The sequence below is a fragment of the Rhizobium sp. SVR5-9E genome (assembly GCF_056755095.1).
In genome coordinates, this window is the sequence record NZ_JBNDHS010000004.1 from 33,947 (window position 1) to 54,737 (window position 20,791).

The window sequence follows — 20,791 nt, forward strand, 5'->3', positions numbered from 1 at the left end:
CCGGTCCTATCGCATCGAGATGACCGGCAACACCATGCAATCTGGTCATCATAATGGCGGGACGGCTTCACACCGTCAATTTTGCCCTGACGCTATCGGCGATTTCCTGCATCCGATCCGCCGGAGCATGACCGATCAGCATGAAAGCATGGGTGTTATCGGACCAGTAAACGACATTCATGCCCAAGCGACCCTCGATATCCGGCGACTTTTCGCCGCTGTTCGAACGGATGATGCAGAGTGCCATCGGGCCTGTCTCGGGATCGAGATAGGCGATCTGCGCGAGCGGTTTTTCTTCATACTCGAGGAGCTGCGCGCGCTTGAAGTCCACGCCGGGCAACGCGACCTTCTCCGGAGAAAGCGCAAGACCCAGCTTTCCCTCGAGCAGGGCGAGCTGAGCGCTCTGAATATCGGCAGGTGGCACGGGACCCGCAAGCGTGTCCGCCGTGTAGAGCGAGAGGTATTCGGCGACGACGCCGCGCCATTCCGTGCTCTCTTCCCTCGATGGACGGCGACTGAGACCGATGTAGGCACGATCGACAATGACGCCCGCGACAACCGAGGCAGCAATGGCGCTGAGAAAGCCGCGACGGCTCGTCAAAGTCGAGGCTGTGGTGTCCTGCCGCTCGGGGATCGCAGAGAGCACCGCTTCCAGCTCGGCCTTTGGCGCGGCAGTAAGAAGCGGCGCGAAAGCCTCCTTGAACGGCAGACTGCTACGGGAGAGGAATTCCAGCCGCCCGGCCACGTGGTCGTCGACTGTGGCAAGCGCTTCGATACGCGCGGCATCCTGAGGCGGCAATTCACCGTCAATGAAGGCCGTCAACTCTTCGTCAGAGGGCATAATATGGATATCGTTGCTCATTCTCGTGCCTCTTTCGAAAGAGCCCCGGAGAGCGTCGCACGGGCTGCCGCCAGCCGGCTCATCACAGTTCCGATCGGTATTCCCAAGACTTCTGCCACCTCGCGATAAGAGAGTCCTTCCACATAAGCGAGGAAGACGGCGCTGCGCTGTGCTTCCGGAAGCGCATCCACCTGCCGAAGCACCTGGTTTGCCATGACGTGCGTTTCGGTGTCGTGGGCGCCATCGAAGACCAGCGCTTCTTCCGGATCCGCGAAGCCCCTGCCCTGGCGGACCTTGCGGGAGCGGATCTCGTTCAGCCAGATCGAATGCTGGATCGAAAACAGCCAGCGATCGAGCCGGGTTCCCTGTTCGAATTGCGCAGCGCGCTCAAGCGCCCGGACGCAGGTCTGTTGCACGAGATCATCGGCCACATCACGCTGACGCGAGAGTACAAGGCCATAACGCCAGAGCCTGGCAAAGTTCTCTGTCAGGCCTTTCCTGATATCCGCTTCGCTCGCGATGGCCGCCTCCGCCCCGGTTCTTCTTCCGGAGATCGCCGGTTGAGCCGGCGATTCCATTTTCAGGCGACTATACGCAGGAAATGTCGTGCGCGCGACCGACATCCGAATATCCCCTCCTGCCTGCCCCGCGTCCTGCTTCGATTTACATCTTCGACGGATTGAGGATGGCAGCGTTGAGGTCCTCATACGGCTCGCATTCGGTGCCGCAGATCGTCTTGATGATGCCTAGCTGCTCCTTGGCAAGATCCATGCGGCCTTTGACGACATAGGCTTCGCCGAGATACTCACGGACCTGCGCATAGTTCGGGTCGAGCTTTACCGACTGGAGGTAGTAGGTGATGCCTTCGTCCGTACGGCCGAGCTTGCGCGTGGCGTAGCCGCGATAATTCAGCACTTCCGCATTATTCTGATCCTTGACGGTATCGAGCATATCGAGCGCCTCCTGGTATCTGGCGGCCTTGGCCAGCGCATAGGCATAATCGGTACGGTCCTCGTCCGGCACATTGGCGCTGCTCTGCTTTACGCATCTCTTCGATTTCTTGTCGTAGATTTGACCCTTTTTGCAAACGGGCGTGCTCGCGTCGCTGCCGCTACCACCACCGCCGACTGCGAAAACCGGGGTAGAAAGCATGGAGGCGGCGATGAAGCCGCCAAAAACGAGAGAAGCAATGCGAACGGTCGTGGTCGTCGTCATGGGAATATCTCCGTGGAAAATGACGTTGCGCCGAAAGAACACTCCTGCCCTTCGTTTTATTCGGACGGCGTAAGGGATTTTTGCATCACCTTTTTGTGACGCTGACGGCCGAATAAATCGCCGTGCCAAGTGTTCTCCGTTTTGCCGCCGGGCAACAAGGAGAATGCAGTGAGCGATACGGTGAAATTGCTGAGCCTCGCGGTTGCGGTGCCGGAACACGTCATCACGCAGGCAGAAGCTGCCGCGGCTTCCGCCCGCCTCTTTGCTGGCCGCTTCGCGGACTTTCGGCATCTGGCCGGCGTCTTCGACAATGCAGGCATTAGCAAACGCCATGCAGCGCGGCCGCTCTCATGGTTCGACGAACCGCATGGCTGGCCGGACCGCATGAACGCCTATGCGGAGGTCGCGGGCAGCCTCTTCGTTGAAGCAGCGACAAAGGCACTGCGGCGTGCCGATCTGAAAGCAGGCGATGTCGATTGCGTCGTGACCATCTCCTCTACCGGGTTCACGACGCCGAGCCTCGACGCGCAACTTGCCGGGAAGATGGGGTTCCGACCGGATATCGAGCGTGTGCCCGTGTTCGGGCTTGGCTGCGCGGCGGGCGTCTCCGGCTTCGGCATCGCGGTCCGGCAGGCGAAAGCCAGAGCGGGCAAGATCGTTCTCTTCGTGACCATCGAACTCTGCACCCTCGCCTTCCGGCTGGACGAGCTGACGCGGCCGAACATCATCGCAACTGCGCTATTCGGCGACGGCGCTGCGGCTTGCGTGCTACGCAACGGCGGAGACGGCATCGCCGCGGTGGAATCCACCGGCGAACATCTGTTTCCGGACACGCTCGACATCATGGGCTGGAAGATCGACGATACCGGCTTCGGCATCGTGCTTGCGCAATCGCTGCCGCCCTTCGCTGAAAGGGAGCTTGGCCCGGCCTTGGACGGCATCCTTGCCCGCAACGGGCTTTCGCGCCGGGACATCGACCGCTTTGTCTGCCACCCGGGTGGCACCAGGGTGCTGGAAGCGATGGAAAGCGCGCTGGCGCTTTCGCCCGGGTCGCTCGATCATGAACGCTCGGTGCTGTCCGATTATGGCAACATGTCCTCGCCGACCGTGCTCTTCGTGCTGGAACGCGTCATCCAAGCCGGTCTGCCGGACCGCGCAGCGATGATTGCGATGGGACCGGGCTTTTCGGCCAGCTGCGTCACGCTGCGGAGGACCGCATGATGCTCGCCTCCGTCGCACTCCTAACCTTCGTGACGCTTCAGCGGCTCGGCGAGCTTGCTCTTGCCAAGCACAACACCGCCGCGCTCTTTGCGCGCGGCGCGCGGGAGTTCGGGGCCGAGCACTATCCCTATATGGTTGCACTTCATGCAGGCTGGATCGGCGGATTGTGGCTGCTTGCCACCGACCGGCCGGTAAACTTCTTCTGGTTCGGCATCTTCATGCTCCTGCAGGTCCTTCGTCTCTGGGTACTTGCCACTCTCAAGGAGCGATGGACGACACGTATCATTGTTCTTCCGAACGCGCCGCTTGTCCGCAGTGGACCCTATAGCCTCATCCGGCACCCCAATTATGCGATCGTTGCCGGAGAGATCGCAGCCCTGCCGCTGGCGTTCGATATGTATTTGTATGCCGGGATCTTCACGGTGCTGAATGCGATCATACTGACCGCCCGCATCCGCGCCGAAAATGCGGCACTCCGAGCGGCAATGATTTTGAAATGAAATGCATTTTTCAATTGCGCCGTCGCGATCCAGGGGGCATTTTCGGCCCTTGGAATTAAGTGGGCTGCAAGAAAAAATGACAAAGAATGCAATAGTGCTCGGTGCCGGCATCATCGGTGTTTCGGCGGCAATTCATCTGCAACGGCGCGGACGGCAGGTGACATTGATCGACCGCAAGGCTCCGGGGAGCGAGACCTCTTTCGGAAATGCCGGCCTGATCCAGCGCGAAGGTGTTGTGCCTTACGGTTTCCCCCAACAGTTCGGGATGTTGCTGCGCTATGCGCTGAACAACCGCATCGACGCGCATTACCATCTGAAGACGCTGCCAAGTCAGGTCGCTTTCCTTGCCCGCTATTGGTGGAACTCCAATGCGCGGCGACACGAGGCAATCACGCGCGCCTACGCACCGCTGATCGAAAACTCCGTGTCCGAGCACAAGGACCTGATCGAGGCCTCGCATGCCGAGGCGCTGATCCGCAAGGATGGCTGGATGCGGGTTTTCCGCACGGCCGAAAAATATGATGAGGCGATTGCCGAAGCCACCCTCTGGGAAAAGGAGTTCGGCGTCACCTATGACAAGCTGAGTTCCGCCGATGTGGCGCGCATCGAACCGAACCTGACGCAGAATTTTACGGGCGGCCTGCGCTGGCGCGATCCGTGGTCTGTCCTCGATCCGCATGCGCTGACGAACGCCTACTGCACCTATTTTGAAAGCCTGGGCGGTCGTTTCGTTACCGGCGATGCCGCTTCGCTCGGCCAAGTAGGCTCCGGCTGGCGCATCTCCACGGCCGAAGGCCCGCTGGATGCCGACGATGCCGTGCTGGCGCTCGGCCCCTGGGCCGCGGTGGCGACGAAGCGGCTTGGCTACTCCTTCCCGCTCGGCGTCAAGCGCGGCTACCACATGCACTATGCGGCAGAGGGCAATGCCGTCCTCAACAACTGGACGCTCGATGCCGAGCGTGGTTATTTCCTCGCACCGATGAACCGCGGTATCCGTCTGACCACCGGCGCGGAGTTCGCCACGCTCGACGCACCGAAGACGCCGGTTCAGCTCGACCGCGCGGAAAAGGTGGCGCGCACCGTGTTCCCGCTCGGGCGCCGTCTTGATCCGGAGCCGTGGATGGGTGCCCGCCCCTGCACACCGGACATGATGCCTATCATCGGCAAGGCTCCGCGCCACAACGGGCTGTGGTTCGCCTTCGGACATGCGCATCACGGCCTGACGCTCGGACCGGTGACCGGCCGCGTGCTTGCGGAATTCATTACCGGCGAAACGCCCTTCATCGATATTTCGGCCTATTCGCCGCAGCGCTTCAACCCGTGACGGCACAACATGACATGGCGGCTTTCATCAGAGCTGTGCTTCGATTGCCGCCTTGTCTATCACCGACCAAACCTCATCGATCTTTTCCCGATCGAAGCGATAGAAGACATTTTCGGCGAAAGAGACGCGCTTTCCGTTGACGGGAAGGCCGAGGAACGTTCCCTTCGGCGTACAATCGAAAACAAGCCGGCTGGCGATAAAGGGCGGATCGGAGATCAGCAGCTTGACGTCGAAATGAAGGTCCGGGATCTCCTCGAAGTCCCGCTCCAGCATCGCCTGATAGCCTGCCAGGCCGAGCCTCCGATCATTGTGGCGTACATCGTCGCCGACGAAGTGTCCCAGCCGCTGCCAGTCCTGCGCATTCAGGCAGGCTATGTAATCGCGATAGATCGCTGAAAGTTCCGCTCGGCTCAAGGCAGGTCCTCCGGCTCCGGGCGGCTTCTGCGGCGACCGCCACTGAGCACGCGAAGATGGTCGCTTCCAAGAGGCCGTCAATAGGCCTTGGTCAGGCAACGCCAAGCGGCGCGAGCTTCTTTCGCGCCGCTTCCGCAATACCTTCGACCGTGTCGTCGATATCGACGGTCACGACGCCGGGCTCGCCGGTCGGCACTTCGAGCGTCTGGAGCTGGCTATCGAGCAGCGACGCCGGCATGAAATGGCCCTTGCGCTCGCCCATCCGCCGCGTAAGCAGATCCCGAGAGCCATCAAGATAAACGAAGAAGAGGCTGCCGCCGGCGGCGGTGCGAAGACGATCGCGATAGATACGCTTCAGCGCCGAGCAGGAAACAACGATGCCTTCACCCTTTGCGAGAGCGGATTTGATGGTTTCGCCGATCACGTCGAGCCAAGGCATGCGGTCGTCATCGGTCAACGGGATGCCTTTCGACATCTTCTCGACGTTCGAAGCAGGATGAAGCCCGTCACCTTCGACGAAGCGGAGGTTCAGCGCCTCCGCCAGTTTCTCGCCAATCGAGGATTTGCCGGAGCCGCTGACACCCATCACGATGATTGCGTGGGATGTGTCCGTCCGTTCCGGCATGTATCCTCCGTCGTCGCCTGTACCCGCTCAGTCGAGCGGGAAGTGACAGGCGTATTGTTGCGTGCCTGTTCCACTTAGTAGAGGCTCGACCCGACGGCAATAGTCCTGAGCCTTCCAGCAACGCGGATTGAAGTGGCAGCCGCTCGGCGGCTTCAGCGGCGACGGAAGCTCGCCCTGCAGACGGATGCGGTTCTTGGCGCGGTCGGGATCAGCGATCGGCGTCGCGGACAGCAGGGCGGCTGTATAGGGGTGACGCGGGTGCGCAAAGACTTCGGCCGCCGGCCCCGTCTCGACCGGCCGGCCGAGATACATGACCATCACGTCGTCGGCGATGTGGCGAACGACCGAAAGACCATGCGAGATGAAGAGATAGGCAAGGCCCATTTCCTTCTGCAGGTCCATCAAAAGGTTCAGCACCTGAGCCTGGATGGAGAGGTCGAGGGCGGACACGGGCTCGTCGAGCACAAGCACTTTCGGCCGCAGCATGAGCGCACGGGCAATGGCGATACGCTGGCGCTGACCGCCCGAGAACATATGCGGATAGCGACCGTAATGTTCCGAGCGCAGGCCGACGCGCGCCATCATCTCTTCTGCCCTACGACGGCGGGCCGCGGCATCGAGATCGGTGTTGATCTTCAGCGGCTCCTCAAGAATCGCGCCGACTTTCTGGCGCGGATTGAGCGAACCGTAAGGGTTCTGAAATACGATCTGAACCTGGCTGCGCAGGCTTCGATCACCGATCCGTGCAGGCTTGCCATCGATGAACAATTCGCCGCCCGTCGGGTCCTCGATCATGGTGACGAGACGCGCGAGCGTCGACTTGCCGCAACCGGATTCGCCGACGACGGCGAGCGTTTTTCCGGAATAAAGGCTGAAGCTGACACCATTCAGCGCCTTGACGGTCGCTTCAGGTTTGAACATGCCGCGATTGACGGTGTAGAAACGGGCAAGATCCTTGCCCTCGAGAACGGCTCCGCTCATACGAGGTCTCCAGCGGATTGCTTCGGCATCGCGCCCGGATGACCGAGCGGCTTGCCGTCTTTCAAGGGATAGTTGCAAAGTGCCACGCCGAGGTCCGGTCCCTGGCGCACGACGCCGCGCTCGCATTCGACTGTGGCAAAACCGCAGCGTGGCGCGAACAGACAGCCGCTGGGGCGGTCATGCTGGCCCGGCACCACGCCGGCAATCGACGGCAGGTGCTGCCCGACGGCGGCGCGCTCCGGCAGAGCGGAAAGCAATGCCGCAGTATAGGGGTGATGTGGGTCGCGGAAGAGTTCCTTGACCGGCTGTTCCTCTACCTTTTGACCGGCATACTGCACCTGAACGCGCTCGGCGGTCTCGGCGACCACACCCATATCGTGGGTGATCAGCACGAGCGCCATGCCCTGCTCGCGTTGCAGGCGGACGAGCAGGTCGAGGATCTGTGCCTGGATCGTCACATCGAGCGCAGTCGTCGGCTCGTCGGCGATCAAAAGCTTCGGATTGCAGGCGAGCGCCATGGCGATCATGACGCGCTGGCTCATGCCGCCGGACATCTGGTGCGGGAAGTTCGACAGGCGATCTTCCGGAGCAGGGATGCCGACGAGATTCAGCAGTTCGATCGAACGTTCGCGGCGTTCCTTGCGGTTCATGCCCATGTGCACGCGCAGGGTCTCGCCGAGCTGGAAGCCGACGGTAAAGCACGGGTTGAGGCTCGACATCGGCTCCTGGAAGATCATCGCCATGTCCTTGCCGATGATCTTGCGGCGCTGGCGGCCGGAAAGGCCGATGAGTTCCTTGCCGTCGAAGGTCATGCGGTCGGCGGTGATCTTGGCCGTCCAGGGCAGCAGCCCCATCATGGCAAGCATGGCAACGGACTTGCCGGAGCCGGACTCGCCGACGATCGAGAGGATCTCCCCCTTGTCGCAGTTGAGCGACACGCCATCCACGGCGCGAAACAGACCGGAAGACGTCTGGAATTCGACAGTCAGATTCTGGATATCGAGAAGCGGCATCACGACCTCTTCAGCTTGGGATCGAGCGCATCACGCAGACCGTCGCCCATCAGATTGATGGCTAGAACGGTGACGAGGATGGCAAGACCCGGGAACGTTACGACCCACCAGGCGCGCTGGATGAACTCGCGCGCTTCGGCGAGCATCGTGCCCCATTCGGGTGTCGGAGGCTGTGCACCCATGCCGAGGAAGCCGAGAGCCGCGGCATCGAGGATCGCCGCCGAGAAGGCGAGCGTTGCCTGGACGATCAGCGGCCCGAGACAGTTCGGCAGGATGGTCTTGAACATCAGACGCAAGGTGCCGGCGCCCGCCACGCGCGACGCGACGACATATTCCTTCTCGCGCTCCGCCATGACGGAGGCTCGCGTCAGGCGCACGAAATGCGGCTGGTTGACGATCGAGATCGCGATCATCGCATTGGTAAGGCCGGGACCGAGGACGGCGACCAGCACGAGAGCCAGAAGCAGCGACGGGAAGGCCAGAATGATATCCATCAGGCGCATGATGACGATATCGACGCGGCCGCGGAAATAGCCCGCGACGAGGCCGATCAGTACGCCCGCGATCACAGACAGCGTCACGACGACGACGCCGATGAAGAGCGAGAAGCGCGCGCCGTAGATCAGACGCGAGAGAATGTCGCGGCCGACGGCATCCGTTCCGAGGGGGAAGGACGCGCTGCCGCTTTCCGACCAGAACGGCGCCAGCAGCAGCATCTGACGGTTCTGCTCATTCGGCGCATGCGGCGCAACGAAGGGAGCAAAGATTGCCAGCACAAGAATGACGACGAAGACAGCGAGGCCGATGACAGCCCCCTTGTTTCGCGAGAAGTAGTACCAGAATTCCGCAAGGGCGGATGGCTGGACGGTTTTGGTCGTGACCGTGCTCATGAACCGCTCCTAGTGCCGAATGCGTGGGTTGATGAAGCCATAAGTGATGTCGACGATCAGATTGACCAGCATGATGATGCCGGCAATCAGCAGAAGACCACCTTGGACGACGGCATAGTCGCGCTTGAACACCGCGTCGACCATCCATTTGCCGATGCCAGGCCAGGAGAAAATCGTCTCCGTCAGGATCGCGCCTGCGAGCAGCACGCCGACCTGCAGGCCGATCGTGGTGACGACCGGGATCATGGCGTTGCGCAGAGCATGCACGCCGACGACGCGCAGCGGCTTCAGGCCCTTGGAACGGGCCGTGCGAACGTAATCCTCGCCAAGCACTTCGAGCATCGCCGAGCGTGTCTGGCGCGCGATGACGGCTAGCGGGATGGTGGCAAGCACGATCGTTGGCAGAATGAGATAGCTTACCGCCGAGCGGAATGCTCCCGCCTGACCGGAAAGAAGACTGTCGATCAGCATGAAGCCGGTGACCGGCTTGAAGAAGTACATCAGCGAGATACGGCCCGAAACGGGCGTCCAGCCGAGGTAACCGGAGAAGAAGATGATGAGCAGCAAGCCCCACCAGAAGATCGGCATCGAATAGCCGACGAGGGCGACGCCCATCACGCTTTGGTCGAACCATGTGCCGCGCTTGACGGCGGCGAAGACGCCCGCCGGCACGCCAAGACAGATCGCGAGAATAATGGCACAGAGCGAAAGCTCGAGCGTCGCGGGGAACAGCGCACCAAATTCGCCGAGGACCGGACGCTTCGTGACGATCGACGTCCCGAGGTCGCCATGCAGCACCTTACCAACGTAATCGAAGTACTGGATATACATGGGCCGGTCGAAACCGAGATTGTGCATGATCTGGGCATGACGCTCTGGCGCCATCACGCGTTCACCCGACATCAGCATGACGGGATCGCCGGGAAGCAGACGGATGAACGAGAAGGCAATAAGCGAAACGCCGAGAAATGTCGGGATCAGGACGGCAAGGCGCCCAATGAGAAATCGCAGCATGACAGATGGTCCAACAATTACCGGCGGCCAGGATATTGCCCGACCGCCGGAGAGCCCGGTATTCCGGGCATTTTGCACTATTTTTCGTTATTCGGCGATATCAACGCCGTCGAAGCGGTGAACACCGACCGGATCCTGCACGAAGCCGGAAACCTTGGCGCTCATCGGGACGAATTCGGTCGAGTGGTCGAGCGTTGCCCAAGGAGCTTCCTTCTTGAAGATCACCTGAGCCTGCTCGTAGAGTTTCGTACGCTCTGCGACGTCGGCCGTCTGCTTGGCCTTCGTCATCAGGTCGTCGTATTCCTTGTTGCACCACTGAGCACGGTTGTTACCACCGACTGCACTGCAGCCGAGAAGCGTGTCCATGAAGTTGTCCGGGTCGCCGTTGTCGCCGGTCCAGCCGAGAATGACGGCACCGTCACGGTCCTTGGCGGAGGAGAGCTTCAGGTATTCAGCCCACTCATGGGTGACGATCTCGGCCTTGACGCCAGCTTTGGCGAGGTCGGCCTGCATCAGTTCGGCGGCGCGGCGCGCGTTCAGCATGTAGGGACGGGAGACAGGCATCGCCCAGATCTTCATGCTGAGATCCTTGACGCCAGCGGCCTCGAGCATCTTCTTGGCTTCGTCCGGATTGTATTCGTCGTCCTTGACGGCGTCGTTATAGGACCACATCGTCGGCGGGATCGGGTTCTTGGCAACCTGGGCCGAGCCCTGGAAGACCGCGTCGACGATCGCCTGCTTGTTGACCGCCATGTTGAGCGCCCTGCGGACTTCGGCCTTGTCGAAGGGCGCAACGAGCGTGTTATAGGCGAGGTAGGCGACGTTCAGGCCCGGCTGTTCCAGAACCTTGAGGTTGGAATCGGCCTTGAGATCCTTGATGTCGGCAGCGTTCGGGTAAGGCATGATGTGGCATTCGCCAGCCTTCAGCTTCTGCGCGCGCACCGATGCGTCCGAAGTGATCGCGAAAACGAGATCGTCGATCTTTTCCTTGCCCTTGAAGTAGGTGTCGTTGGCCTTGTAGCGGATGACGGCATCCGGCTGGTAGGCGACGAAGGTGAAGGGACCGGTGCCGAGCGGCTGCTGGTTCATCTGCTCCATCTTGCCGTCGGCCTGCAGCTTATCGGCATATTCCTTGGAGAGGACGGAGGCAAAGTCCATCGCGAGGTCGGCGATGAAGGGCGCTTCCGGATGGTTGAGCGTGAACTTGACCGTCAGGTCGTCAACCTTCTCGACCGTCTTGATGAGGTCCGGGAAGCCCATGCCGGCCGCATATTCGTAGGAGCCGCCTGCGACATAGGTGTGCCACGGATTGTCGGCCTTCAGCTGGCGCTCGAAGGAGAAAACGATATCGTCGGCATTGAGGTCACGCGTCGGCGTGAAGAAGTCGGTCGTCTGGAACTTGACGCCCGGACGCAGCTTGAAGGTATAGACCGTGCCGTCGTCGGAAACGGTCCAGCTCTCGGCAAGACCCGGCTCAACCTCGGTGCTGCCGTGCTTGAATTCGACCAAGCGGCTATAGACGGTGCGCGACGTCGCATCGAATGTCGTGCCAGCGGTGTACAGGCCCGGATCGAAGCCTTCCGGCGAACCTTCAGAGCAATAGACAAGGGTTTTTGACCAGGCGGACGTTGCCATGACCGAAGCCAAGGCCGTCGCTGCCAGCAGGACGGAGAACTTTTTCATAATGGTGTTTTCCCAGCTTTGTTCTTTTGACTTTCTAGACCGGAGAGCAGCCTTCCGGTCAGCGGCACCGATGGAACGACATTTATCTACTGAAAGCAACGGTATTCGAAGGAAATTTTCCCAGTTGGACAACTTTAGAAATTTTCGGTCAAAAATAGGACTTAATTGGAAATAAACGACATGAAACCCGCTCATTTTTGTCATATTTGGTACGATTTCACACATTTAGCGTAACGGCAGAGAGCTTTGCGCGTCGAAAAAGCCGCCTCAAAAAGCAAAAATCGCAGCTACTGGGCGTAGCTGCGATCATTAGGATACTCGACTATGACGTGTTAGGCTGCCGGAGCGCTGATGGCGGGCCTGCGATAGTCCTGGTCGCCTGTAAGGCCAAGAAGGAAGTTGATCTGCGGACGCGCCTTCACGAGGTCATCGATCGAATACTCGGTCAGCACATCGAAAAAGGCGTTGAGGGCCTTGCGCAGTGCCGAGTTCAAACCGCAGCTATCGACCAGAGGACATTCAACCGCGCCGTCTTCGAAGCATTCGGCCATCGCAAAGCTGTCCTCGGTGACTTTGACGACGTCAAAAAGGCTGATGTCCGCCGCCGGCTTGCCGAGGCGGACGCCGCCGTTGCGGCCTCGAACGGTTTCCACCAGGCCCGCTCTGGTGAGCGGCTGCAGAATCTTGAACAGAAAGAGCTCGGAAACCCCGTAAGCCTTGGCAATTTCAGGAATCCGGCTCAAGTGTCCTTCATTGGCAGCGCAATACATCAACATGCGAACCGCATAGTTGGTCTGCTTCGTCAAACGCATGCCGATCTCCTGAATCGTGTGGGGCTGGAGCCTATATAGTGGCTTTGGTAGTTTTGAACAATTCCAAAATATGAAAATTACATTCACGTTTGCGCGGGCCGCCGCACAAAAACGAAACGGGCCACAAGGGCCCGTTTCCTGGTGTGTTCTCAGAGTCGCATCATTTCATCGTCGGCATGACAAATTCGGCGCCGTCCTTGATGCCCGACGGCCAGCGGGCGGTAACCGTCTTGGTTCTGGTCCAGAACTTGATCGAGTCCATCCCGTGCTGATTGAGGTCGCCGAAGCTGGAGGCTTTCCAGCCGCCGAAGGAGTGGTAGGCCAGCGGAACCGGGATCGGAACGTTGATGCCGACCATCCCGATATTGATGCGCGCAGCGAAGTCGCGGGCAGCATCGCCGTCGCGGGTGTAGATCGCAACGCCATTGCCGTATTCGTGCTTCATCGGCAGCGAGAGGGCTTCTTCATAGTTATGGGCGCGGACGACGGAGAGCACCGGCCCGAAGATTTCAGTCTTATAGATATCCATCTCCGGCGTGACGTGGTCGAATAGTGAGCCGCCGACGAAATAGCCGTCTTCATAACCCTGCAGCTTGAAGCCGCGGCCATCGACGACGAGCTTGGCCCCCTGCTCGACGCCGCGATCGATCAGGCCGTTGACGCGCGCATAGGCTTCCTTGGTGACCAGCGGACCCATGTCTGCCTTTTCATCGGTGTAAGGCCCGATACGCAGCGACTCGATCTTCGGCGTCAGCGCGTCGACCAGACGGTTTGCTGTTTCTTCACCGACCGGAACGGCAACGGAAATCGCCATGCAGCGTTCGCCGGCGGAGCCGTAACCGGCACCCATCAGCGCGTTGACGGCCTGATCCATGTCGGCGTCCGGCATGATGATCATGTGGTTCTTCGCGCCGCCGAAGCACTGGGCACGCTTGCCGTTCATTGCCGCCGTACCGTAGACATAACGTGCGATCGGCGTGGAACCAACGAAGGTCACAGCACCGATATCCGGATCCGTCAGGATCGCGTCGACGGCAGCCTTGTCACCGTTGACGACGTTCAGGATGCCTGCCGGAAGCCCGGCTTCGATCATCAGTTCGGCAAGACGCAGCGGAACGGACGGGTCGCGCTCCGAAGGCTTGAGGATGAACGCATTGCCGCAGGCGATCGCCGGCGCAAACATCCACATCGGGATCATCGCCGGGAAGTTGAACGGCGTAATGCCGGCACCGATGCCGACCGGCTGACGCATGGAATACATGTCGATCGCCGGGCCTGCGCCCTCGGTGAATTCCCCCTTCTGCAGATGCGGAATGCCGCAGACGAATTCGCAGACTTCGAGACCGCGGACGAGATCGCCCTTGGAATCTTCGACCGTCTTGCCGTGTTCGCTCGAAAGCAGAGCGGCGAGCTCGTCCATGTGCTTGTTGAGCAGTTCCACGAACCTGAAGAAGACGCGGGCGCGGCGCTGCGGATTGGTCGCTGCCCATTTCGGCTGCGCTTCCTTGGCATTGGCGACGGCCGCACGAATTTCCTCGACGCCCGCCAACGCAAGGGTCGCTTGGATTTCGCCGGTGGCCGGATTGAAGACGTTGCTGCTGCGGCCGCTTTTGCCCGCGACATGCTTGCCGCCAATGAAATGACCGATCTCACGCATGGATGTGCCTCCTCTTTTATTTCTTCAGATGGCGCACAATCGCACTTCAATTTGCACAAATCAATGAGTTCGGATAAGCAACCGCTGTGCAAAAATTAAAGTCAAAGGTGTGCTTTGGACTGGGATGATGTGCGTATGTTTCTCGCCGTCGCGCGCACCGGGCAGATTCTAGGCGCCTCGAAGCGACTGGGCGTAAACCACGCGACGCTCAGCCGCCGCATGACCACGCTCGAAGAGCGGCTGAAGAGCCGCCTTCTCATCCGGCGGACCAATGGCTGCGAACTGACGGCCGAGGGCGAGGTCTTTCTCCACGCCGCGGAACGCATGGAAACGGAGATGCTGCGGGCGCAGGCGGGTATTGGACGCCTGGACAGCACGATTGCCGGCACGGTCCGCATCGGCGCGCCCGACGGCTTCGGCGTTTCCTTTCTCGCGCCGCGTCTCGGCCAGCTTATCAAGCGGCATCCGGAGCTTCGCATCCAGCTGGTGCCGGTGCCCCGCTCGTTCTCGCTCTCGCAGCGCGAAGCCGATATCGCGATCACCTTGGAGCGGCCGGAACAGGGCCGTCTCGTTTCGTCGAAACTCACCGACTATACGCTCGGCCTTTACGCATCGCGCGGCTATCTTGCTACCAACGGCGAGCCCTTTGATGTCGACGGCCTGAAAACTCATCCCCGGATCGGCTATGTCGAGGATCTGATCTTCACACCCTCGCTCAATTTCTCCGGCGTGGTGATGCGCAGCTGGGATGCGTCCTTCGAGATATCGACGGCGATCGGGCAGACCGAAGCCGTGCGATCCGGCGCCGGTATCGGTATCCTGCATGACTATATCGCGCGGCAATATGACGAACTGGTTCGGATCTTGCCCGCTGTTTCCATCAAACGCGCCTACTGGACGACGTATCACGAGAGCGCCCGCGATCTGGTTCGCGTGCGCACCGTTGCGGACTTCCTGCAAGAACTGGTGAGCGTCGAGCGGCAGACATTTCTTTGATCAGCAGGCCTGCTTGGCAGGCTCTTCGTTTTCGTCCGGATTGGGATTGGGCGCCTCGTCCGGCAACCGGTCAGGTTCCGGTTCCTTGATCGGTGGTATCGGCTTCCAGCCCGGTAAGGGCATCGGCGGCTGATCGGGGATAGGTTCGTTGGGAACGGACATATCCTGCTCCTTCCGTCTTCTCTTTATATGTCGGGCGTTAGGGAATCCGCTGCCCGGATGGGCATGCTGTCGATGATGGCGAAGAGCTCAACGTTGCTCACCGGCTCGCTCACCTTGAGTTTGACGGTTCCATCCTTGCCTATCAAGACGGCCCCGAACTCGCCGCTCTCGGGGGCGTCGAGCTCCTTTCGGATCGTTTGTTCGTCCAAATTCTCGCCTGCACCGAAGACAGGCTTGATCGAACTGCCGGAGATCTTGAGAACGACCATATGCCGCTCCTCCAAGCCGGGGCGATCCGCGAGCAGCTGGTTTTCCTGACGGGCGGCGCGGCTGTTGTCCTTATAGACGAAGATCACCATGACACGGTTCCGCCACCGGAACTGCTCAAGGCTTTCGAGCGCCGCCTTGCCGCCTTCGGTCTCTTCCACCTTCGTTGCACCGTAAAGAAGCTCTTTCGACATTCTCATTCTCCCGTCCACCTTAGAACGAATGGAGGAAGAAGCCGGTTCCATGAATTCGGAAGCTTGGAAAAGCCAACGAAAAAGCCGGCCTGTTCGGCCGGCTTTTTCGGTCCCTTCACAATGCAATCTTACATGGGAATGAAGGCAGACACCGGAACCTGCAAGGCGGCGGCAATACGCTTCAGCTTCGCCGGATCGGCATCTTTGCCATTTTCAATGTCGATGATCTCACTTTCGACGAGGCCGCAAGTCTCCGCCAGATCATCGACGCTGTAGCCAACGGCTTCACGCGCCTTCCTGACCTCGGCAGCGACGTTGATTGCGGAAACGGTCGCTTTGGATTCATCCAGATTTTTAAGGGAAATGGACATTAAAGTCTCCTTCTTAAAAGCACCCTGATGTAACCCCCGGCACAAAATGGCACTCCGGCTCACATTTTGCAACGCAACATTACAGAAAGTTTACTAACGCTGCGGTCGCAGATAGGCGGCAGGGGTCAGAGGGCAAGTGTCGGTCAACGATAAGCCAGACGCTTGATACGATGAACTCGAGTTTGAGAAGAAATGGTACGGTTGGGGGGTCTCGAACCTCCGACCTCAGGTGCCACAAACCTGCGCTCTAACCAACTGAGCTACAACCGCACAAGTCGCGCCGGGCGCGACGGGGGTCACATACGAGGACTTGGAAATTAATTCAAGCCCTATCTGCCCCAATATACAAAAAGGCTGGATATACGGTCCAGCCTTTTGTTCGATCGTAGCCGGTGCTGATCAGGCCGCCTTGAACGAAGCCATGACCTTGTCGGCGGCTTCCTTGGCAGGCTTTGTGACCTTCTCGGCAACCTGCTTCGAGGTTTCCTGCATCGACTTCGCCTGCTCGACCGTCACCTCTGCCTGCTTGCGCAGGAAAGTCGTGTGGAGTTCGACAAGTTCTGCGACCGACTTCACGCCGAGCAGCGCTTCCATGTAGGAGAGCGAGTTTTCAGCGTTCGTGCGGAGCGCATCGATCGCCTTCAGGCCGATTTCGACGGTGCCGGCCTGCGCATTCTGAACGGTCGCTTCGAGAGTCTTGCTGGCGTCTTCGCCTGCAGCCTTCATTTTGGCATAGGCCTCGCGCGACTGCTCGGCGCCCTTTTCAGTGAAATCACGAAAGGATTCGGCGAATTTCGTCGGGTCGAAGGACGACATTGAAAAAACCTCGTTGGTCTTTATGGTAGCCATCTGCATTAAACTCCTTGGGTCCCGGAGATAGTTGCCCGGTAGTTTCGATAAATCTCATATAGAGGAGTTTATTGTGCATTGCAACATATTTGTGCGCCGCACAACGCATTAACCTTTTCACCCGAAAGCCAGGCGCCAAGCTGGACCGGTTTCCGGCGCGTCGTTATTAATAGAGCGTTAATTTAAAGAGGCCGAGGGACCGGTTCCGACATGCCCGCAGTCCAGTACCCGTTCATCGACATTGCCGTGCATCAGCGGGTGCGTGAACGCTTTGCGCGCGGCGAAGCGATCGCCCTTTTTTCGGCAGATCTTTCCCGCTTGCTTTGGGCGAACGGCGCCGGCGCGGAACTCTTCGGCCAGACGGCAGTCTACGACCTTCTTGATCAGGGCGTAAATCGCGCGGATATCACCTTCCGGCAGCTGGAGACGACGGCACGCCAGCTCTCCACGGTTGGCGACAGCAGGGACCTCATGATCCGGATCGCCAAGGGCTTCCAGCGTGTCCCCGCCAAGGCAACGTCCGAGCTGATCGGCCTTTCCTCCGGCGAACGAGCCATTCTCTTCTCGGTGCCTGTTTCATCACGGCCACTTCCTGCCGCGGAAGCCGCAGCGCAGATGCTTCAGGGGCTCGACGACCCCGATACTCATATGGCCGTTATCGGCGCGGAAGGCGAAGTCATTGCCTCTTCGCCCGGTTACGCATCGCTTGGCATCACCGGGCAGACGGCAAAGATGCTGACTCGCCTGGCAGGCGCCCATCCTGACCGGCTTGTTAAGCGGCCCGTCGCCACCGGCAAGGGCTACCTACCGGCTGCCATCGGCAAGCTCAGCGATGAACCGGCACTCAACCTACTGTTCGCCGTCGAAACCGTAATCGGCCATCTCGACCCGATCGAAACGCCGGCACAAGAGGAGGCGTTATCCACAGCCGCCGTTAACCATACCGCGAACCCGGGGAGCGAAAAATTCCACCAGGCGCTCGATGCGGTCGCGCGTATCGAGGATGTGGAAGAGACGCTGGAGGACGTGGCCGAAGACGAGGAAATCGGACCTGCCGCCGAAGCTGAAAACGAGCCGGTAGCCGATGGCACCGAACAGAACGAACTTATCTTTGCGGAACCGGAAAACGTGCTCACCGATGATGCTGGGCACGCGGCTATCGATCGCGCGGAACCGAAAACAGGAACGCAGCCTTTGGGCGTCGAGCGGGCTGAGCCTGCCGGAGAGAACCCAGGGTGCGAGATCGCGGAGCGGCCGGCTTCCAAGCCTTCCGGAACAGATGAGATTGCCGCCCCGCCGGCGGCTGAGGGCTTTACATTCAGGCCCAACAGCCGTGCCACGCGTTTCGTCTGGAAGATCAACGCTGACGGGCACTTCAGCGAAGTATCCGCCGAATTCGCCGCCGCGGTTGGTCCGCACGCGGCAAATATCATCGGCGTTGCCTTCAGCGACATTGCGGCGCTCTTCAATCTCGATCCCGAAGGCAAGATCACCGAGGCCCTCGAGCGCCGTGATACCTGGTCCGGCAAGACGATCCACTGGCCCGTCGAGGGAACGAGCCTGATCGTTCCTGTCGACCTCGCCGCGCTCCCGACCTATACGCGTGCCCGGGAATTCGACGGCTTTCGGGGTTTCGGCGTTGTGCGGCTTTCCGACGCGACCGAGGATCCGCTGGCGCTCGGCCTCGCGCTCGGTCCGGATACCCTGGACCACGATGTGGCCAGCCCTGATCAATTGCCGGAAGCGGCTGCGGAACAAGTTGCCCCGACAACATCGGAGGCACAACCTGCGTCCGATGCTCCGGAAGCCACCCCGGAGCCGCAGAAGGCGGCTGAACCCGCGCCTGTTGAAGAGCCGCCGGTCCTGCGAATAGTAGAGACGCCGAGCCGCCGGCTGACGGATAAGATCGTTCAGATCCATGGCGCAGGCCCGAGCCTGAGCGTCGCCGAACAGGCAAACTTCCGCGAGATCGCAAAGCGCCTCGAAGCCTTCGGCGTTCGCAACGAGGAGGCGCCGGCTCAGGACGAACCGGAAGAGCCTGCAGGCGAAGCTGCGCCGGAGGAGGCAATCTTCGAAAGCGCCAGCGCGGCGAGCGACGAACCTGCCGGAGCCCCAAAAGCGGCGGACCAGCACACCGACTCGTCCGAGCAGAATGACGACGACGCCACCGAAGGCCTGCACGAGACCTTCAGCCCTATGCAGGTGCTGAGCAGCGCCATTCCGCCGCGTGTGAAGATGACGAGTGGGCTATCGGCCGACACGGTCGATCAGTTGCCGCTTGCCGTGCTGATCCACGCCGGCGATGCGCTGCTCCATGCCAATCCCGAATTCATGCGCCTCACCGGCTATGCTTCGCTCGCCGAGTTGAGCGACGTCGGCGGGATCGACGCGCTGCTTCAGCGCCGCGACCTGGAAGGGCGCCCGGGCACGATGATGCTTGTTACCGCCGACGATACTCTCGTGCCGGTAACCGCCCGGCTGCAATCGATCCGCTGGGAAGAATCCAGCGCGCTGATGCTCGCGCTGATGCCGGTTGAAGCAAGCGACGCGACGCCGATGCGGAGCGTAGAAGTGCCCGCGGAAACCCGCTCAGAGAACCGGATGGTCGAGAAGGTTGCCAAGTTGCAGATCGAAGTGGAGGAGCTTCGCTCGATCCTGGAAACGGCGACCGACGGGGTCGTCGTCATCGGTGCAGAGGGCGACATTCGCTCGATGAACCGCTCGGCAAGCGCGCTTTTCAACTTTGATGAAGAAGAAACACGCGGCAAGCCCTTCGTGATGCTCTTTGCGCATGAGAGCCAGAAGGCGGTGCTCGACTATCTGCACGGCCTCTCCGGCCACGGCGTCGCGAGCGTTCTGAACGACGGGCGGGAAGTGATCGGCCGCGAGGCGTCCGGCGGATTCGTGCCGCTCTTCATGACCATGGGCCGGCTCACCTCATCCAATGGCTATTGCGCCGTGATCCGCGACATCACCCAGTGGAAGCGGACCGAAGAAGAGCTTCGCAGTGCCAAAGGTGCCGCTGAAACGGCGAACGCCCATAAGACGGATTTCCTGGCGCGCATCAGCCATGAAATCCGTACGCCGCTCAATGCCATCATCGGCTTCTCGGACATGATGGCGAGCGAGCGCTTCGGACCAATCGGGCATCCGCGCTACATCGAATACGCCAATGACATCGGCCGCTCGGGCCGCCATGTCCTCGATATCGTCAACGATCTTCTCGATATCTCAAAGATCGAGGCGGGCGAGATGGACCTTGATTTCGCGGCCGTCGGTCTCAACGACGCCATTTCCGAAGCCGTGGCGCTGGTGCAACCGCAGGCGAACGGTCAGCGCGTCATTATCCGCACGGCGCTATCGCAGTCGGTTCCGAACGTCGTTGCCGATCTCCGCTCCATCAAGCAGATCGCGCTCAACATCCTGTCCAACGCAATCCGCTTTACGCCGCCGGGCGGCCAGATCGTTGTCTCGACGTCATATGAACCAAACGGAAGCGTCGTGCTGCGTGTCCGCGACACCGGCATCGGCATGACGCGTAGCGAACTCGACCAGGCAATGAAGCCGTTCCGGCAAGTTTCTGCCCATGCGCGCCATCGAGGCGACGGTACGGGTCTCGGCCTGCCGCTGACCAAGGCGATGGTCGATGCGAACCGGGCGACTTTCTCGATCAATTCGGCGCCCAACGAAGGCACGCTGGTGGAAATCACATTCCCGTCTCAGCGGGTGTTGGCAGGCTGAAACAAAAAAGGCAGCCGAAGA

The 20,791-nt window shown here is 60.4% G+C and carries 21 protein-coding genes and 1 tRNA gene; 5 read left to right on the top strand and 17 right to left on the bottom strand.

All coding sequences use genetic code 11. From position 1 onward, the window contains the following. Positions 1-67: 67 nt before the first annotated feature. The 3 genes from ACPYOJ_RS03625 to ACPYOJ_RS03635 are packed head-to-tail and all read right to left on the bottom strand — an operon-like array spanning position 68 to position 2,056. Positions 68-862 (bottom strand): anti-sigma factor family protein, encoded by a 795-nt coding sequence (locus ACPYOJ_RS03625; protein WP_481415033.1) that lies wholly within the window; start codon positions 860-862, stop codon positions 68-70. Then, a complete protein-coding gene (locus ACPYOJ_RS03630; RefSeq protein ID WP_481415034.1) occupies positions 859-1,464 on the bottom strand; it encodes an RNA polymerase sigma factor in 606 nt (201 codons plus the stop codon). Before ACPYOJ_RS03630 ends, ACPYOJ_RS03625 begins: the two co-directional genes overlap by 4 nt. Positions 1,465-1,504: 40 nt before the next feature. After that, positions 1,505-2,056: a tetratricopeptide repeat protein gene (locus ACPYOJ_RS03635; RefSeq protein WP_481415035.1), complete on the bottom strand. Its 552-nt coding sequence runs from the start codon at positions 2,054-2,056 to the stop codon at positions 1,505-1,507. 168 nt (positions 2,057-2,224) lie between these two features. On the opposite strand from ACPYOJ_RS03635, the gene ACPYOJ_RS03640 reads away from it, so the two are divergent. The 3 genes from ACPYOJ_RS03640 (at position 2,225) to ACPYOJ_RS03650 (ending at position 5,101) form a co-directional block, all read left to right on the top strand. After that, complete coding sequence (locus ACPYOJ_RS03640) at positions 2,225-3,277, top strand: type III polyketide synthase (RefSeq protein ID WP_481415036.1); 1,053 nt, start codon at positions 2,225-2,227, stop codon at positions 3,275-3,277. Then, positions 3,274-3,777, top strand: coding sequence for an isoprenylcysteine carboxyl methyltransferase family protein (locus ACPYOJ_RS03645; RefSeq protein ID WP_481415037.1), 504 nt, complete (start codon positions 3,274-3,276; stop codon positions 3,775-3,777). Before ACPYOJ_RS03640 ends, ACPYOJ_RS03645 begins: the two co-directional genes overlap by 4 nt. A 76-nt stretch (positions 3,778-3,853) precedes the next feature. Further along, positions 3,854-5,101: an NAD(P)/FAD-dependent oxidoreductase gene (locus tag ACPYOJ_RS03650; protein WP_481415038.1), complete on the top strand. Its 1,248-nt coding sequence runs from the start codon at positions 3,854-3,856 to the stop codon at positions 5,099-5,101. Between the two features lie 27 nt (positions 5,102-5,128). Here ACPYOJ_RS03650 and ACPYOJ_RS03655 read toward each other — a convergent pair whose 3' ends face one another. The 9 genes from ACPYOJ_RS03655 to ACPYOJ_RS03695 form a co-directional block, all read right to left on the bottom strand. After that, entirely contained in the window at positions 5,129-5,515 is a 387-nt protein-coding gene (locus ACPYOJ_RS03655) for an ester cyclase (protein ID WP_481415039.1), read from the bottom strand. Positions 5,516-5,606: 91 nt separating this feature from the next. Then, positions 5,607-6,140, bottom strand: coding sequence for a gluconokinase (locus ACPYOJ_RS03660; protein ID WP_481415040.1), 534 nt, complete (start codon positions 6,138-6,140; stop codon positions 5,607-5,609). Between the two features lie 27 nt (positions 6,141-6,167). After that, positions 6,168-7,121, bottom strand: coding sequence for a dipeptide ABC transporter ATP-binding protein (locus tag ACPYOJ_RS03665; protein ID WP_168828470.1), 954 nt, complete (start codon positions 7,119-7,121; stop codon positions 6,168-6,170). Beyond that, on the bottom strand, positions 7,118-8,134 hold the full coding sequence (locus tag ACPYOJ_RS03670) for an ABC transporter ATP-binding protein (protein ID WP_481415041.1): 1,017 nt from the start codon (positions 8,132-8,134) through the stop codon (positions 7,118-7,120). Before ACPYOJ_RS03670 ends, ACPYOJ_RS03665 begins: the two co-directional genes overlap by 4 nt. Continuing rightward, positions 8,134-9,024, bottom strand: a complete 891-nt coding sequence (locus ACPYOJ_RS03675) for an ABC transporter permease subunit (protein WP_168828468.1) — start codon at positions 9,022-9,024, stop codon at positions 8,134-8,136. Before ACPYOJ_RS03675 ends, ACPYOJ_RS03670 begins: the two co-directional genes overlap by 1 nt. A gap of 9 nt (positions 9,025-9,033) precedes the next feature. Continuing rightward, positions 9,034-10,038 (bottom strand): ABC transporter permease subunit, encoded by a 1,005-nt coding sequence (locus tag ACPYOJ_RS03680; RefSeq protein WP_168828467.1) that lies wholly within the window; start codon positions 10,036-10,038, stop codon positions 9,034-9,036. Between the two features lie 87 nt (positions 10,039-10,125). Further along, positions 10,126-11,721: an ABC transporter substrate-binding protein gene (locus ACPYOJ_RS03685; RefSeq protein ID WP_481415042.1), complete on the bottom strand. Its 1,596-nt coding sequence runs from the start codon at positions 11,719-11,721 to the stop codon at positions 10,126-10,128. 332 nt (positions 11,722-12,053) lie between these two features. Then, complete coding sequence (gene rirA, locus ACPYOJ_RS03690) at positions 12,054-12,533, bottom strand: iron-responsive transcriptional regulator RirA (protein ID WP_481415043.1); 480 nt, start codon at positions 12,531-12,533, stop codon at positions 12,054-12,056. Positions 12,534-12,693: 160 nt separating this feature from the next. Then, positions 12,694-14,190, bottom strand: a complete 1,497-nt coding sequence (locus ACPYOJ_RS03695; protein WP_481415044.1) for a CoA-acylating methylmalonate-semialdehyde dehydrogenase — start codon at positions 14,188-14,190, stop codon at positions 12,694-12,696. 114 nt (positions 14,191-14,304) lie between these two features. Here ACPYOJ_RS03695 and ACPYOJ_RS03700 point away from each other — a divergent pair, with 114 nt between their 5' ends. Then, on the top strand, positions 14,305-15,186 hold the full coding sequence (locus ACPYOJ_RS03700) for a LysR family transcriptional regulator (protein WP_481415045.1): 882 nt from the start codon (positions 14,305-14,307) through the stop codon (positions 15,184-15,186). On the opposite strand, the gene ACPYOJ_RS03705 is transcribed toward ACPYOJ_RS03700, so the two are convergent. The 5 genes from ACPYOJ_RS03705 to ACPYOJ_RS03725 form a co-directional block, all read right to left on the bottom strand. Beyond that, complete coding sequence (locus tag ACPYOJ_RS03705; protein WP_168828462.1) at positions 15,187-15,348, bottom strand: hypothetical protein; 162 nt, start codon at positions 15,346-15,348, stop codon at positions 15,187-15,189. A gap of 23 nt (positions 15,349-15,371) precedes the next feature. After that, positions 15,372-15,809: a DUF4174 domain-containing protein gene (locus tag ACPYOJ_RS03710; RefSeq protein WP_481415046.1), complete on the bottom strand. Its 438-nt coding sequence runs from the start codon at positions 15,807-15,809 to the stop codon at positions 15,372-15,374. 128 nt (positions 15,810-15,937) lie between these two features. Then, positions 15,938-16,180: a helix-turn-helix domain-containing protein gene (locus ACPYOJ_RS03715; RefSeq protein WP_168828460.1), complete on the bottom strand. Its 243-nt coding sequence runs from the start codon at positions 16,178-16,180 to the stop codon at positions 15,938-15,940. Positions 16,181-16,373: 193 nt separating this feature from the next. After that, positions 16,374-16,450, bottom strand: a tRNA-His gene (locus ACPYOJ_RS03720). A gap of 129 nt (positions 16,451-16,579) precedes the next feature. Beyond that, positions 16,580-17,029 carry a phasin gene (locus ACPYOJ_RS03725; protein WP_481415047.1) on the bottom strand — a complete coding sequence of 150 codons (450 nt, stop codon included), beginning with the start codon at positions 17,027-17,029 and terminating at the stop codon, positions 16,580-16,582. A 210-nt stretch (positions 17,030-17,239) separates the two neighbouring features. Between ACPYOJ_RS03725 and ACPYOJ_RS03730 the strand changes: the two genes are divergently transcribed. Further along, positions 17,240-20,770, top strand: a complete 3,531-nt coding sequence (locus ACPYOJ_RS03730) for an ATP-binding protein (RefSeq protein ID WP_481415048.1) — start codon at positions 17,240-17,242, stop codon at positions 20,768-20,770. Positions 20,771-20,791 lie beyond the last annotated feature (21 nt).